Annotated in this window: 9 protein-coding genes; 6 read left to right on the top strand and 3 right to left on the bottom strand. The window is 74.6% G+C overall.

Going from position 1 to position 15,190, the window contains the following annotated elements; translation table 11 throughout:
* Positions 1 to 73: 73 nt before the first annotated feature.
* Positions 74 to 1,594 (bottom strand): ricin-type beta-trefoil lectin domain protein, encoded by a 1,521-nt coding sequence (locus tag DDQ41_RS00330; protein WP_109292631.1) that lies wholly within the window; start codon positions 1,592 to 1,594, stop codon positions 74 to 76.
* A gap of 709 nt (positions 1,595 to 2,303) precedes the next feature.
* On the opposite strand from DDQ41_RS00330, the gene DDQ41_RS00335 reads away from it, so the two are divergent.
* A complete protein-coding gene (locus DDQ41_RS00335) occupies positions 2,304 to 3,857 on the top strand; it encodes an MFS transporter (protein WP_109297462.1) in 1,554 nt (517 codons plus the stop codon).
* A gap of 144 nt (positions 3,858 to 4,001) precedes the next feature.
* Here DDQ41_RS00335 and DDQ41_RS00340 read toward each other — a convergent pair whose 3' ends face one another.
* Together DDQ41_RS00340 and DDQ41_RS00345 are read right to left on the bottom strand one after the other, a co-directional pair.
* Positions 4,002 to 4,424, bottom strand: a complete 423-nt coding sequence (locus DDQ41_RS00340) for a hypothetical protein (protein WP_109292632.1) — start codon at positions 4,422 to 4,424, stop codon at positions 4,002 to 4,004.
* A gap of 447 nt (positions 4,425 to 4,871) precedes the next feature.
* On the bottom strand, positions 4,872 to 6,377 hold the full coding sequence (locus DDQ41_RS00345; protein WP_109292633.1) for a SulP family inorganic anion transporter: 1,506 nt from the start codon (positions 6,375 to 6,377) through the stop codon (positions 4,872 to 4,874).
* A 478-nt stretch (positions 6,378 to 6,855) separates the two neighbouring features.
* On the opposite strand from DDQ41_RS00345, the gene DDQ41_RS00355 reads away from it, so the two are divergent.
* The 5 genes from DDQ41_RS00355 (at position 6,856) to DDQ41_RS00380 (ending at position 15,082) form a co-directional block, all read left to right on the top strand.
* The gene (locus DDQ41_RS00355; protein WP_109297463.1) at positions 6,856 to 7,248 is read left to right on the top strand and encodes a MerR family transcriptional regulator; all 393 of its coding nucleotides are present in this window, start codon (positions 6,856 to 6,858) and stop codon (positions 7,246 to 7,248) included.
* A gap of 858 nt (positions 7,249 to 8,106) precedes the next feature.
* A complete protein-coding gene (lanKC, locus tag DDQ41_RS00360) occupies positions 8,107 to 10,701 on the top strand; it encodes a class III lanthionine synthetase LanKC (RefSeq protein ID WP_109292634.1) in 2,595 nt (864 codons plus the stop codon).
* Between the two features lie 57 nt (positions 10,702 to 10,758).
* Positions 10,759 to 10,890 (top strand): SapB/AmfS family lanthipeptide, encoded by a 132-nt coding sequence (locus DDQ41_RS00365; protein WP_109292635.1) that lies wholly within the window; start codon positions 10,759 to 10,761, stop codon positions 10,888 to 10,890.
* A 230-nt stretch (positions 10,891 to 11,120) separates the two neighbouring features.
* On the top strand, positions 11,121 to 13,127 hold the full coding sequence (locus DDQ41_RS00375) for an ABC transporter ATP-binding protein (RefSeq protein WP_262508308.1): 2,007 nt from the start codon (positions 11,121 to 11,123) through the stop codon (positions 13,125 to 13,127).
* Positions 13,128 to 13,261: 134 nt separating this feature from the next.
* Positions 13,262 to 15,082, top strand: coding sequence for an ATP-binding cassette domain-containing protein (locus DDQ41_RS00380; protein WP_262508309.1), 1,821 nt, complete (start codon positions 13,262 to 13,264; stop codon positions 15,080 to 15,082).
* Positions 15,083 to 15,190: the final 108 nt, after the last annotated feature.

Here is a 15,190-nt window from a genome sequence, read left to right on the forward strand (position 1 = left end):
GGGTGGGAGCGGGCCTTCTCCGCCCCCACCCCGCCGGGCCCGCGTGTGGTGCCGGGCGCGGGGTCGCGCGGACTCAGGCGAAGCGCTGCCGTGCCGAGCCGTCGCAGGGAAGCAGGGTCGGCTCGTCCCGGGCGGAGGCGAGCGTCAGGCAGAGGTGCTGTGCCGACACGGGGCTGATGGTCTCGTCCTTGAGGACGAACCGCTGGTTGGCGCCGCCGTGGCAGTTCCACAGGTGCGGGGAAGCTCCGGGCGTGTAGTCGCCGCGGGGCACGTCCAGGCAGCGGTCGTGGGTGAGTGCGCTGTGCAGCGAGCCGCGTTCCTGGTCGTACCACCATTCCTGGTTGCGGCCGCCGTGGCAGTCCCAGCCGCCCACGTCCGAGCCGTTGGCGGTCTTCGAGCCGCCGACGTCGACGCAGGTGCCGGTGGCGCGGTTGCGCAGCGGGCGGAACATGTCGTCCCAGGCGCCCTCGTGGAGCACGGGGCGCGAGGTGCTCGCGGGGTCGGCGCAGCTCGCCTCGCGCCAGTCGACGGCGTGGAGCTGGGTCAGGCAGGACGCGAACGCGGCGTGCCCGCTCTTGTTCGGGTGGAAGGACTGCCGCAGGGAGTTGGAGTCGGGCGGGAAGGGGTTGAACAGGTCGATGTAGAGACCTCGCGCCCACGCGTCGTCCATGCACACCTCGTGCCCGTGGAAGAGGCGGGAGTTGTCGAGGTAGACCGCGCCGGTGTTGCGGGCCGCTTCGCGTATTCCGCGCTCGAAGGCGGGTACGGCGTGGTTGCGGCCCCAGGCGGCGTCCGAGTCGTAGCCGGTGCAGCCGCCCAGCAGTTTGCCCTTGAACCGCGGGTTGTCGTACACGTCGGGGCCGATGGGGCTCGGGTAGCCCATGACGACGAGCTTGTAGTCGGTGTCCGCGTATCCGGCGTCGCGCATCACGGTCCGCAGGTCGCGTGCGGCCTGCTCGACCTTGGGCCGAAGTCCGTCGATCCGTGCCTGCCAGCCGGGGGCGTAGCCGGGCTCGCAGGCGCCCTTGAACAGGAACCAGCGTGTGACGCAGTCGGTCATGACGGACCCGAAGCGGAGGTCGTCGTTGGCTCCGGCGACCAGCAGCACCATTTTCACGTTGGTGTTGCGGGCCTTGATGGCGAGATGGTCGCTCTGTACGAGTTCGTCGGCGTGCTGCTTGGTGCCGCCGATCACGATGTGGCCGGTGCGGGCTCCGGAGCAGGCGAGGTTGTAGGTGGTGTCGGTGCCGATGGCGGTGCGGTGGATCGCCGCGTCGGGTGAGCGGTGGCACCAGTTGTCGGGCCCGTTGGTGCCGGGCTCGTACGTGCCGACGCCCTCTCCGGAGATCTCGCTGTCGCCGAGCGAGACGATGGACGTCTTGCGGTCGGTGAGGGGGCGTTCGGCGGGGCTGCCGTACAGCGCGGTGGCCTGTGCGGCGCGGATCTGCTCCAACTCGGCCGGCAGGGGCGCCGAGACGGTCGCCCTCGGGGCGGCCGCGGCGGCCGGTGCCGTGGCCTGCAGGCCGCCGAGGGCGGCGGCCGAGGCGACGAGGGCCGCGAGGGTGAGTCTGAGCCCGCGTGTGGTGCGGTGCATGGGCGTCCTCCTGTCCGCGGAACTGGTTACCGCCGGTTTCTACTGGCGGGTACAGCGGATGGGAACGCCGTGAACGAGACAAAGGAGGGCCGGTTCCGGTCGCGCGGCGCGGCCGGATCCCACCGGCCCGGTCCGGCCCGGCCGTTCGGCCCCGGACGGTTCACGGGCCCTCGGGTGTCCGGGTGTTCGGGTCCTCGCACGTCCGGGTCCTCGGGCACCTGGTGCGTCCGGAACATCGGATCCTCGCACGTCCGGGTCCTCGGGCAGTGTCCGGGCCCTCGAACGTCCGGGACTTCGGGCTCTCGCGCGTCCGGGTCCTCGGGTACCTGGTGAGCGGACGTAACCGGCGGCGCCTCGGGCGGCCCTGCGGCCGCCGCTTCGCCGGTCGCCCGGGGCGGCTCCGCACCGGGAGGCCGCCGTCCGGCGGGCGCACTCCCCGGTGCACGCCGTACCGTCCGCCCGTACCCGCGGGCCGCCCATGACGAGCCGGAGTCAGAGGTGCGCGACCCGTGGCACGGACGATGGCCCGCGGCGCACCGCGGCCGGCGCGTCCGTGCGCTTGGTCCTCGCGGCACGATGGCGCGGCGGCGCCGGAAACATGTCCCGCTCATCTATGGTGCTGGTGCCGCCGCAGCCGGGGACTCGGTCCGGCATCCGCACCGGTGACAGGCACAGCCGGCGGGTGGGCGCCGGCGGGTGGAGGCAGGGCATGGCAGGTCCGACCGGACTCCCGAGCGGGAGCCACCACGAGCGCCGCTGGCAGGCCCTCACCGGTATCTGCCTCGCCGCCGCCGTGGTGTGGCTGACCTTCGCCGACTTCGCCGTGGTCATTCCGACCGTCGCCGCGGAGTTCCCCGTCACACTTCCGCAGCTCCAGCTGGCCAACAACGCCTTCGGGCTGACGACCGGGGTGCTCGTCCTCGCGGCCGGACGCCTGTGCGACGCGTACGGGCGCCGTCGGCTGCTGGAACTCGGCCTCCTCGGGATGGGGGCCTTCTCCCTGCTCGTGGTGCTGGTACCGGGGTATCCGGGCCTGCTGCTGAGCCGCGCGCTGATGGGTTGCGCCGCGGCCTTCGTGCTCCCCGCCACGCTCGCCCTGATTCCCGCGATGTTCCCTCCGCACGAGCAGGCGCGGGCGTTCGGCGCGTGGATGGGCACCACCTGGATCGGCCAGGCGGCGGGTCCCGCGGTGGGCGGGGTGCTCACCCCCCTCCTCGGCTGGCGCTCCGTCTTCTGGGTGGCGCTGCCCCTGGGGCTCGCGGCGCTGTGGCTGGTCCGCAGGAGTGTGCTCGTCGAATCGCGTGATCCCGACGCCTCCCGGCATGTGGACGTCCCCGGGCTGCTGACCAGCGGAGCGTCCTTCTTCTGCCTGATCTACGGCTGCACGCTGGGGCAGGAGCGCGGGTTCGCCGATCCGGTGACCCTGGGGTTGCTGGGCGCCGCGGTGCTCCTCGGCACGGCCTTCGTGCTCCTTCAGCGGCGCGCGGCCGAACCGCTGCTCGATCTCGTCCTGTTCTCCTATCCGTCCTTCCGCGGGGCCCTCCTGGCCAACACCGTGATGAACGCCGTGTTCGGCGGCGTCGTGTTCCTGCTCGCCGTCTACCTCCAGGACGTGCAGGGGTTCTCCGTCTTCGCCGCCGGAATCCTGCTGCTGCCGGCCAGCCTGACCGTCCTGGCGTTCATTCCGGTCGGCGGGCGGTTCGAGTCCCGCCGGGGTCCGCGGTTGCCCGTGATGACCGGTCTGGCGTTCCTGGGGGTGGGCGCGCTGATCGCCGGTGCGATCGGGCGCGGTGCCGGGTATCCCGTCGTCGTCACGGGCCAGGTGGTGGCCGGGATCGGGCTGGGCCTGATGTCCATCCCGATGTCGCGTGCGCTGGTCGCGGGACCGCCGCTCAGGCTGGCCGGCACCGCGTCGGGGGTGTTCAAGGAGAGCAGCATGCTCGGCGGCGCCTTCGGCGTGGCCGTGTTCTCCGCGGCTCAGCGCTACTTCGAGGACGACATCGCGGTGGACGTCGCCCGGGCGGAAGGCGTGTCGCAGGACGACGCCGGCATGTTGGCCAACGCGGTGACCGACTCCACCCTGACCGACCGGTTGCTGTCGGGTGTGGCGCCCGCGACCAAGGAGGTCATCAAGGCGGTCCTCCGCGACGCGCAGGAAACCGGCACCGGGCAGGCGATCTGGCTGGCGGCTCTGGTGGCGGTGGCGTCCGCCCTGGCCCTGCCGCTGTTCTGGCGCCCGTACCGCGCACGCGCGGCGAGGTGACCGCCGGTCGGCCCGCTCGCCCATCCTCCACCGGTACGGGTGACCACCGGTCCTCCACCGGTACGGGTGACCGCAGGTCGACCGGTGGACTGGTCAACTGGTCGACCCGTGCCGGAATCCCCGGGCTCCGGGCCGGGGAGCACGTCAACCGGCCAGCGGTGACACCGCGATGCAGCCGCCGGCCACCACGGTTCCGGAGTCCTTCGACTCCTTGAGGACCTTGCCCTTGTAGGTGATCGAGCAGCTCACCTCGGCGTCGGCGGCGTCCACCGCGGTGGGCATGACGGCCGGCGGCATGATGCCCTTCAGCGTGACCGTCTTCCTCCACGGGAGAGCGGGCTGCCGCACCGTCTCGATCTCCGGTTCCATCGCCGTGCCGCCGCCGGCGTGGAAGTCGATCGAGTCGACGCCCTTGCCGGTGACCTCGTACGTCACCTCGTAGGTGTCGGTGACGGCCCTGTCGACCTGGTCGACGGCCTTGTCCGCGGCCTCGGTGCAGGCGGTGAGGCCGAGTACGAGGCCGGCGGCGGCGAGTGCGCCGGCGGCGGTACGGACGGTGTGGAGCATGGGGGTCCCCCTGGATCACGGGTGCAACCGGCAGGCAATCCCAGAGGTGAGGCAAAGTCAAATCACGGACCGCGGACGGTGGTTCACGGCAGGGACCGCGCCGACGCCCCGCGTACCCGTGGACCGGGCCGTCCCCGCCCCGCCCCGCCCCCACCTCGACTCGCCTCGCCTCGCCTCGCCTCGCAGGAAGAACGTACGCCGGTGCTCCCGGGCGGGCGGTCGCCGGCGGAGCGGCCCCCGCCCGCGGGAATGACGTGCCGGGCGGCGCCGGGAGAGGAGACCGGCGGGGCGCGGCGGAGCGGCCCGGTGCCGGGCACCGGGCGCCGCCGGGACTACGGCCCTGAAGGGCCCGCCGCGCCGAGCAGGGTGCCGCCGGACGGGTGCCGCCGGACGCCACCGGGGCGGCGGACGGCCGGCGGACGACAGCCGACAGCCGCCCCGCTCGCGTCAGTGGCTGCCGGTCAGCTCGCCGCTGAGCTTCTCGTGGATCCGGGCGCTGGGCAGGTTGAGGCCGACGATCTCGATGCTCTTCCCGCGCTGGGCGTACTTCGTCTCGATGGCGTCGAGCGCGGCGACCGAGGAGGCGTCCCAGATGTGGGCGCCACTCAGGTCGACGACGACCCTGTCCGGATCGGCGGCGTAGTCGAACTGGCCGACGAGGTCGTTGGAGGAGGCGAAGAACAGCTCGCCGGTGACGGAGTACACGACGCTGCTGCCGTCGGGGTCGGTGACCGAGGTGACGTTGGCCAGGTGGGCGACGCGCTTGGCGAAGACGACCATCGCGGTGAGGGTGCCGACGACGACACCGACGGCGAGGTTGTGGGTGGCGACCACGCAGACGACGGTGACCGCCATCACGGTGATCTCCCCGGCGGGCATCCGCCGGAGGGTCCTCGGGGCGACGGAGTGCCAGTCGAAGGTCGCGAAGGACACCATCACCATCACGGCGACGAGCGCGGCCATGGGGATGTCCGAGACCACGGGGCCGAAGGCGATGCACAGCACCATCAGGAAGGCACCGGCGAGGAAGGTCGACAGACGGGTGCGGGCACGGGACACCCGTACGTTGATCATGGTCTGGCCGATCATGGCGCAGCCGCCCATACCGCCGAAGAGGCCGGTGACGATGTTGGCTATGCCCTGGCCGATGGACTCACGGGTCTTGGAGGAGTGGGTGTCGGTGATGTCGTCCACCAGCTTGGCCGTCATGAGGGACTCCATCAGGCCGACCAGCGCCATGGCGAACGCGTACGGCGCGACGGTGGTCAGCGTGTCCAGGGTGAACGGGACCTCGGGCAGGCCGGGCACGGGCAGGGAAGAGGGCAGTTCGCCCTTGTCGCCGACGGTCGGCACGGCGATCCCGGCCGCGACCGTGATGACGGTGAGGACCACGATCGAGACCAGCGGCGCCGGGACCACCCTGGTGACCTTCGGGAAGAACACCATGAGGGCCAGCCCGCCGACGACGAGCGGGTAGACCGCCCAGGGCACCCCTGCCAGCTCGGGCACCTGGGCCATGAAGATCAGGATGGCGAGCGAGTTGACGAAGCCGACCATGACCGAGCGGGGCACGAACCGCATCAGCCTCGCGACGCCGAGCGCGCCGAGGACGATCTGGAAGACACCGGCCAGGATGACCGCGGCGATCAGGTAGCCGAGGCCGTGCTCACGGTTGAGCGGGGCGATGACCAGGGCGATCGCGCCGGTCGCCGCGGAGATCATCGCGCGTCGGCCGCCGACGACGGCGATGGTCACGGCCATCGTGAAGGAGGCGAACAGCCCGATCGCCGGGTCGACCCCCGCGATGATCGAGAAGGAGATCGCCTCGGGGATCAGGGCGAGGGCGACGACCAGGCCGGCCAGGATCTCGGTGCGCCAGACCCGCGGGTCGGACAGCCAGTCGGGCTTCAGGCCGCGCAGCCGCGCGGCAGGGGACAGTGCGGAGGAAGACAACGGAGGCAGGACCTGTCGTGCTCGGGCACGCCCGGCATCCGCCTGGGGCGCGCAGGAGGGGCGCGGGAGGCCGGGCGGCCTTCCGCGGGGTCCGCCGGCGGCGGACTCAAGGGCAGGGGGTGGCGGCGGCCACCGGTCCTGGGGGCCCGGACGCCGCCCAGGGGTGAAGGATCACGGCGGGCAGGCGGCGGCGCTCGGCACCATGGGCATGGGCACGCGCTCTCCCGCGGGCTCGGTATCGACCGGGGGCGTCGTCGGCCCCGGCACGGTGGAGGAGTGCGGGAGGATGTCCCCCGCACCATGGCAGGGGGCCGGCTCGCGGCCGGCCCCGGCACGGCAACTCTACCCTAACGTTACGGTAGGGATGGAAGCCGACCTTCGAGAGGGCGGCCGGGACGAGGAAGGCGGGCGGGTGCGAGGTCACGACCCCATCGGAGAGTGCCGCGGCGAGGACGGTCCTCCCGTCGGCGGCGGGCGCATGCAGATCGGCGAGGTCGCCGCGCGGACCGGGCTGTCGCTGCGCACGATCCGGCACTACGAGGAGACCGGCCTGGTCAGCCCGTCCGCCCGTTCCCAGGGCGGGTTCCGCCTCTACACCGAGACCGATGTCGCCCGCCTGATGGTGATCCGCCGCATGAAGCCGCTGGGCTTCACCCTGGACCAGATGCGCGAACTGCTCGCCGCGACCGACCGCCTCGACTCCCGCGAGGGACTGCCCGCCGCGGAGCGCGCGGAACTGCTCGGGCGGATCCGCTCCTTCGAGCAGGCCGCGCAGCAGGCCGTGGCGGATCTGCGCACCCGGCTCGCCCGGGCCGAGGAGTTCGCCGCCACCCTGCGCGAACGGCTGCCGCAGGACGCGGCCGCCCCCTGACCGTGTGGGTGTGCGGGGGCGCGGGCTCCTGGCGCGGGGCGAAAGATGCGCTCGAGGGGACCGTGTGGGTGTGCGGGGGCGCGGGTGGGCGGCCTTCCCCGGGACCCCGAGCGTCGCCTCCTGCGCGGGGGCACGCGGGCGCGGGCTGGTCAATCAACCGGGACGGCTCGGCGGAACACGCGGGTGCGGGGGCGACCGGACGCGGAGGCGAGTGGTCGGCCAAGTCCTTGAACCGCGGGGAGAAGCACGCGGGCGAGCGGACGCGGAGGCGACCGGACGCGGAGGCGACCGGACGCGGAGGCGAGCGGTCGGCCAAGTCCTTGAACCGCGGGGAGACGCACGCGGGCGAGCGGACGCGGAGGCGAGCTTGATGCGGGCGGTCTGCCGGTCCTGTACGTGTGCGGGGGCGCGGGTGTGCGAGACGGGCGGATCAGCGATCGCCTGCAAGATCGCCTGCAAGATCGAACGCGGGCGGGCCGCCGTTCACCGGACGGGCTGCCGTTCGTCGGGGTGCACCCGGCCCGGCGCCGCGCGGCACCGTCCTCCACGCGGGCGCCCGCGTGGAGGACGGCGGTTCCGCCGCCGGGTGGAGGGTGCCCGCGGCGATCCGCCGCGTGGCCGCGACCGGCCGCGATGCGCTCCACGGGCACCGGCACGGGGTCGGCCCCGCTCGCCCGCCGCGGTGGTGAGCGGGGCCGGCGCACCGCGTGGCGCGGGGCCGCGCATCCATCACGGACAGCGGCCGGACGGTCGCTACTCGTGAGTTCCTCACGGTCCCTTGGTGACGGCTGCGACTGTCGGCGGCCTTCGCGGCCATGACAGCCTCTGGGGCGTCACACCGGCCACAGGGGGGACGAGATGAACAAGGGGTACGCCGTCTTCTGCGACGCCGACCGGCGGTTCTACGACGCTCCCCACCTCCTCGCCGAGGACGGCGACGGGCCGGGGAGGCTGTACGAGGCGGCGCGGCGCGAGGCCCCGGCGGGCTGGCAGCGCCACCGCGCCGGGGACTGGCTCGCCTACCGCCCGCTCGACGGCGGCCTGCCGGCGCAGGGCTGGAAGATCCACGTCGCGGCCCGCCTCGACAACGCCGAGAAGGTGCTCGCCCAGGTGTGGGACTACTGCGTACCGCGCGACATCGCCTTCAAGTTCGTACCGAGCCGCTATCTGCTGCACAACCGCAACGCCAAGTACGCGGACCGGGCGGCGAGCGGCAAGTTCATCACGGTGTATCCCGCCTGCGACGACCAGTGCCGCACCGTGGCCGAGGACCTCGGCGCGCTCCTGGCCGGGGAGGACGGCCCGTACATCCTCAGCGACCTGCGGTGGGGAGCGGGGCCGGTGTTCGTCCGCTACGGCAGCTTCACCGAGCGGCACTGCCGCGACGAGCAGGGGGAGCTGCGGCCCGCGGTCGAGGATCCCTCGGGCCGGCTCGTCCCGGACGTCCGCGGCCCCGCCTTCCACCTGCCGGACTGGGTCGCGCTGCCGGACTTCCTCCGTCCGCACGCGGAGGCCAGGGCGGCCGTCACCACGGACGGCATCCCCTACACCGTCGAGCGCGCCCTGCACTTCTCCAACGGCGGCGGCGTCTACGTCGGCCGGGACGAGCGCACGGGCAGGCGCGTGGTGCTCAAGGAGGGGCGGCCCCATGCCGGGCTGGCCGCCGACGGTGCGGACGCGGTGACCCGGCTGGAGCGGGAGAGAGACGCGCTGCAACGGCTGTCCGGACTCCCGTGCACGCCCGAGGTGCTGGACTGGTTCACGCTGGCGGACCATCGCTTCCTGGTCCTGGAGTACATCGAGGGGCGTCCGCTCAACTCCTTCTTCGCCAGGCGCCATCCGCTGATCGAGGAGGACCCCGGCGAGGAGGCGCTCGCCGCCTACACCCGGTGGGCGCTCCGCGTCCACCGGCTCGTCGAGGAGGCGGTGGCGCAGGTCCATGCGCGGGGAGTGGTCTTCAACGATCTGCACCTGTTCAACATCATGGTGGGCGAGGACGAGTCCTCCGTGGTGCTGCTGGACTTCGAGGCCGCGGCGCCGGCCTCGGAGGGCAGACGGCAGGTCATCGCCAACCCCGGTTTCGTGGCCCCGGCCGACCGGAGGGGCGCCGACGTCGACCGGTACGCCCTCGCCTGCCTGCGTCTGGCCCTGTTCCTCCCGCTGACCAGCCTGTTCGCGGTGGACCGGGCGAAGGCCGCCCATCTGGCGGACATCGTCGCCGAGAACTTCCCCGTGGACCGCGCGTTCCTCGACGAGGCGGTCGCGGAGATCACCCGGGACCTGCCCGCCACGGGGGCCGCCCCCGCGCACCGGCCGCGCTACCTGCCGGTCGAACCGGGCGACTGGCCGCACAGCCGCGACTCGATGGCGGACGCGATCCGGGCCTCGGCCCGGTTCGGCCGGGACGACCGGTGCGTGCCCGGTGACATCGCCCAGTTCGCGACTCCCGTCGGCGGCGCCTGCTTCGCGCACGGGGCCGCCGGTGTCCTGTACGCGCTGGCCGAAACCGGCTGCGGCAGGTGGCCCGAGGCCGAGGAGTGGCTGCTGCGGTCCGTCCGCCGGCCCGCGTCCGGCAGCCCGCTCGGTTTCTACGACGGGCTCGCGGGCACCGCCTGGACGCTGGACCGCCTCGGGCACCGGAAGGCGGCCCTGGACCTGGTGGACGTCGTCCTCGGCGAGGACTGGAGTGGTATGGGCCCGGACCTGTACGGCGGCCTGGCGGGTATCGGCCTCGCCCTGGACTCACTGGCCGAGTCCACCGGGGAGAGCGCCCTGCGGGACGCCGCGGTGCGCTGCGGCCGCCTCGTCGCCGGTGCGGCGGAGCCGGCCGGCGGGCCGGGCCGGCGGGCCGGTCTGCTGCACGGCGCCTCCGGGGCGGCCCTGCTGCATCTGCGCCTGTACGAGAGGACCGGCGACCCGGCCCTGCTCCGCCTCGCCTCCGACGCGCTGCACCGCGATCTGGACCGGTGCGTACGCGGGGCGGGCGGCGCGCTCCAGGTCGACGAGGGCTGGCGCACCATGCCGTACCTCGGTGCGGGAAGCGCCGGTATCGGCATGGTCCTCGACGACTGGCTCGTCCACGGCGACGACGAGCGCTTCGCCCGGGCGAGGCAGGAGATCGTGCGGGCGGCGCAGGCGAAGTTCTACGCGCAGCCCGGCCTCTTCAGGGGTGCGGCGGGCATGGTGCTGCACCTGAGCCGGACGGCGGCGACCGGCCCGGGTACCTCGTCCGCCGATCTCGCCCGGCAGATCGGCGTCCTGTCCTGGCACGCCCTGCCCTACGAGGGCCGGCTCGCCTTCCCCGGCGAGCAGATGATGCGGCTCTCCATGGACCTCGCCACGGGCACGGCGGGCTGTCTGCTGGCGCTCGGCGCCGCACTGCACGGCACCCCGGTGCAGTTGCCGTTCCTGCCGCCCGTCCCTCCCGGCCGTTCTTCCGGCCCCCAGAGCTGACCTCCGGTCACCGGAGGTCATGGCAAGGCACATCCGTCCTCGAGAAAGGAAACGATCATGTCGCTCCTCGACCTGCAGACCATGGAGACCCCGAAGGACGAGCTCACGGACGAGTTCGGCACCGGCGGCAGCCGCGCGAGCCTGCTGCTGTGCGGGGACAGCAGCCTGAGCATCACCACCTGCAACTGACCGGCCCGCCGCGGCGGCACTGCGCGCGGCGGCGGTGACATCGCACCGGCGGTCCCGGGCGTCCCAGGCGCCCGGGACCGCCCGGTCCGTTGCCGCCGGGACGGCCGGCCGCCTGGTACTGCCGGGACCGCCCGGCCTGTCACTTCCAGGACCGCCCGGCCTGTCACTTCCAGGACCGCCCGGCCTGTCACTTCCGGGACCGCCCGGTCCGTCACCTCAAGGAGCGCCCGTTGAGTCCCCATGGTCCGGAGGTCGCGGACGGCGACCGCGGCGCGTCCGCACCGCCGGCGGCCCGCGCCGCCCGGTCGCTGCTGGCCGACGCGGTACGGGCGTCTGCCGGGCGGACCGCCGTCCTCGTCGCGACGGGCCTGCTGTCGGCGGCCGCCGCCTTGGCGCTGCCGGCCCTGCTCGGCCGCTCGCTGGACCTCGTGCTCGCGGGCAGCGCGCACGCCGGACCGTGGTTGGCGCTCTGCGCGGCCCTCGTGGTCGCGGACCTCCTGTGCGACGCGGTCTCCGCCCACCTCACCGGCACACTCACCGCACGATCCGCGGCGCGTACCCGGCGCCGGGCCCTGGGCCGGGTGCTCGCCGCGGGGCCGCGGGCGGCGCAGCGGTTCACCCCCGGCGACCTGGTGACCCGGCTGACGGCCAACGTGACGGAGGCCGCCGCGGCGCCGGCGACCGCCGCCGCGGCCGTACCGGCCATCCTGCTGCCGGTCGGCGGACTTGTCGCGCTCGCCGTGACCGACCTGTGGACGGCCGCGGTCTTCGCGGCCGGAGCGCCGCTGCTGGTGCTGCTCCTCCGCGCGTTCACCCGCGACACCCGATCCGGGGTGGCCGACTACCAGCGCGTCCAGGGGGACATCGCGGCCCGTCTGGTCGAGGCGCTCCAGGGAGCCCGCACCGTCGCCGCGGCCGGCACGGCCGAACGGGAACGCTCCCGGATCCTGGCGCCGCTGCCCGAACTCGCCGCCACCGGGCGGCGCATGTGGCATGTCTACGGCCGCGCCGTCGCCCGGGGGGCGGTGCTGCTGCCGCTGCTGGAGACCGGCGTGCTCGCCGTCGGCGGGCTGCGGGTGGCGGCGGGGCACATGAGCGTCGGTGAACTGCTGGCCGCGGTCCGCTACGCGGCTCTGGCCGCGGGCCTGGGAGCCGTCGTCGCGCAGTTGGCGGGGCTGCTGCGCAGCCGGGCCGCGGCGGGGCGCGCCGCCGAGGCCATGGCCGCGCCGGCCGTGGCGTACGGCAGGCGCAGCCTCCCGGCCGGAGGTCCCGGACGGCTGGAGTTCCGCGGGGTGTCGGTGGTGCGCGACGGCAGGCCCGTGCTCCACGGCATCGACCTGGTCGTGCCCGGCGGCGCCACCCTGGCCCTGGTGGGCCGCTCCGGCTCGGGCAAGACGGTACTGGCGGGGCTGCCCGGGCGGCTGGCCGACGCCGACGCCGGCACCGTCCACCTGGACGGCGTCCCGGTGCCCGAGATCGAACCGGGCGTCCTGCGACGGGAGGTGACGTACGCCTTCGAACGGCCCGCGCTGTTCGGCACGACCGTGGCGGACTCCATCGCCTTCGGGCCGTACGCCCCTCCCCCGGACGAGGTGATCGCCGCCGCCCGGGCCGCGGACGCCGACGGCTTCGTCCGGCGGCTGCCGGAGGGCTACGACACCCGGCTGGACCGCGCGCCGCTGTCCGGCGGGGAGGCGCAGCGGCTGGGCCTGGCACGGGCCTTCGCGCACGCCGGACGGCTGCTCGTGCTGGACGACGCCACATCGAGCCTGGACAGCGTCACCGAACGCCGGGTAGCCCGGGCCCTGCTGAACCAGGTCAGGCCCGGTACCCGTCTCGTCGTCGCCCACCGGATCTCGTCCGCGGCCCGGGCCGACCTCGTGGCGTGGCTCGAGGGGGGACGTGTCCGGGCGGTCGGCCCGCATGCCGCGCTGTGGGCGCTGCCCGGGTACCGTGCCGTGTTCGCCGCGCCGGACGGCGACGAGGGCCGCGAACCGCACGGCTCGCCGGAGAGCCGGCCGGGGGGCGAGGGGTACCGAGGCGATCCGGACGGCGTCGATCCGTGCAGCGTCGATCCGGACCGAGGCGATCCGGACCGAGGCGACGAGCGCACGGCGGGCAGCGCCGCGACAGCGGGCACACACGCAGCCGGCCGCCTCGGCAGCGCGGCGGGGTCCGGCCCCGCGGAGGGAGGCTCCGCGGCCGGGGGCGGTCCGGCGGCGGAGGGCGTACGTTGACGGCCGGGCGGCGTCCGTTGACGGCCGGGGGGCGGATGCCCGCGGCCACGGGTGCGGCCGGGCACGGGGAGAAGGCCCCCGTCCCGCCCGACCGCCGCCCCGCCGCGCCCGATGGGACCGGCCCTGTCCGGGGGTTGCTGCGCCGGACGCTGCCGTACGCGGTCCCGTTCCTCGGCCGGCGGCGGGGCGCGGTCGTGCGCCTCGGCTGCTGGTCGCTGCTGGAGTCCGTGCAGACCTTCCTCGGTGGGTACGGCGTGGCCGCGGCACTGGACCGCGGCTTCCTCGCGGGGCGGCCGTGGGTGGGGCTGGGTTGGCTGGCCGTGGCCGCCGCCGCGGTGGTGGTCGGCGGAGCGGCCACGAACAGGGTGTTCCACCATCTCGCCGGCCTGGTGGAGCCGCTGCGCGACGGCCTGGTCCGCCGGGTCGTGGACTCCGCCCTGTCCGCCGCTGTCGCGGGGCGGGACGCGTCCGGCGGCCGGACGGCGGTCTCCCGGCTGACGCACCAGACGGAGGCGGCGCGGGACGCGTTCGCGGGAGTGGTCATGGTGACCAGATCCTTCGTCTTCACGGTCGCCGGAGTCGTGGCGGGCCTCGCGGCGCTTGCCCCGGAGCTGCTGGTCGTCCTCCTGCCGCCACTGGCCGCCGGGCTCGCGCTCTTCGCCGCCGCGCTGCGGCCCACGGCGGCACGGCAGCGGGACTATCTGCACGCCGACGAGGAACTCGCCGCACGGATCGGCACCGCCGTCTCCGGTCTGCGCGACATCGCCGCCTGCGGCGCGCAGGGCCGCACCGCGGACGCGGCGGGCGAACTGATCGACGCTCAGACGCGGGCGGCACGGGCGCTCGCGCGGTGGGCCGCGGTCCGGACACTCACCCTCCAACTGGCCGGGCAGGCCCCCGTCGTCCTCCTGCTGGCCGCCGCGCCGTGGCTGCTGGAGCGCGGAGTCACCGCGGGAGAACTACTGGGCGCGCTCACCTATCTGACGCAGGCCCTGCTGCCGGCCCTGAACACCCTGATGACCGGCCTGGGCGCGGCCGGAACCCGGCTGCTGGTGATCCTCGACCGCCTCACCAGCCAGGACGACCGGCCGCCTCCCTCCGGCACCGCGCCTCGGGCGGAGGTGGCGGGTGGCGGCGCGGCGGGAGCGGCGCCCCGCCGTACGGCGTCCCCTCCGGCCGCGGCCCGCCCGCGCACGGCACCGCCCGCTGCGCCGCACGGCGGGGTACCGGTCCTGGAGCTGCGGTCCCTGTCCTTCTCCTACGGCCCCGGCGCCGTCCCCGTGATCGACCGCCTGGACCTGCGGGTGGAGCCGGGAGAGCACCTGGCCGTGGTGGGTCCGAGCGGCATCGGCAAGTCCACCCTGTTCGCCCTCGCCGCCGGACTGCTCGCTCCCGCCCACGGCCGGGTGCTGATCGGGGGAGTGCCCGTCCGACCTCCCGACCGGGACCCCTTCGCCGCACGGCGGGCCCTGATCCCCCAGCAGGCCTACGTGTTCGGAGGCACTCTCCGGGACAACCTGCTCTACCTGCGGTCCGGCGGAGCGCCGACCGCCGCCGTCGACGCCGCGGTACGCGCCGTGGGCCTCGAGGAGTTGGCGCACCGGCTGGGCGGACTCGACTCGCCGGTCCGGCCCTCCGCCCTCTCCCAGGGGGAGCGCCAGCTCGTCGCCCTCGCACGGGCCTATCTCGCCCCCGCCCGGCTCACCCTGCTCGACGAAGCGACCTGCCATCTCGATCCGGCAGCGGAGGCCCGCGCCGAGCACGCCTTCGCCGAGCGGCCGGGAACCCTGCTGGTGATCGCCCATCGGCTCTCCTCGGCCCGGCGCGCCGACCGCGTACTGGTGCTGGACGGTACGAGGGCCGTCGCCGGACGGCACGGAGAACTCCTGCGGCGGTCGGAGACCTACCGGGACCTGGTCGGTCACTGGGCGCCCCGGCAGCCGCACGACCGGTGATCGCCCATCGGCCCTCCTCGGCCCGGCACGCCGACCGCGTACCGGTGCTGGACGGCACGAAGGCCGTCGCCCGACGACACGGAGAACTCCTGCGGCGGTCGGAGACCT

Origin of the sequence: Streptomyces spongiicola, assembly GCF_003122365.1 — a bacterium.
GTDB lineage: Bacteria > Actinomycetota > Actinomycetes > Streptomycetales > Streptomycetaceae > Streptomyces > Streptomyces spongiicola.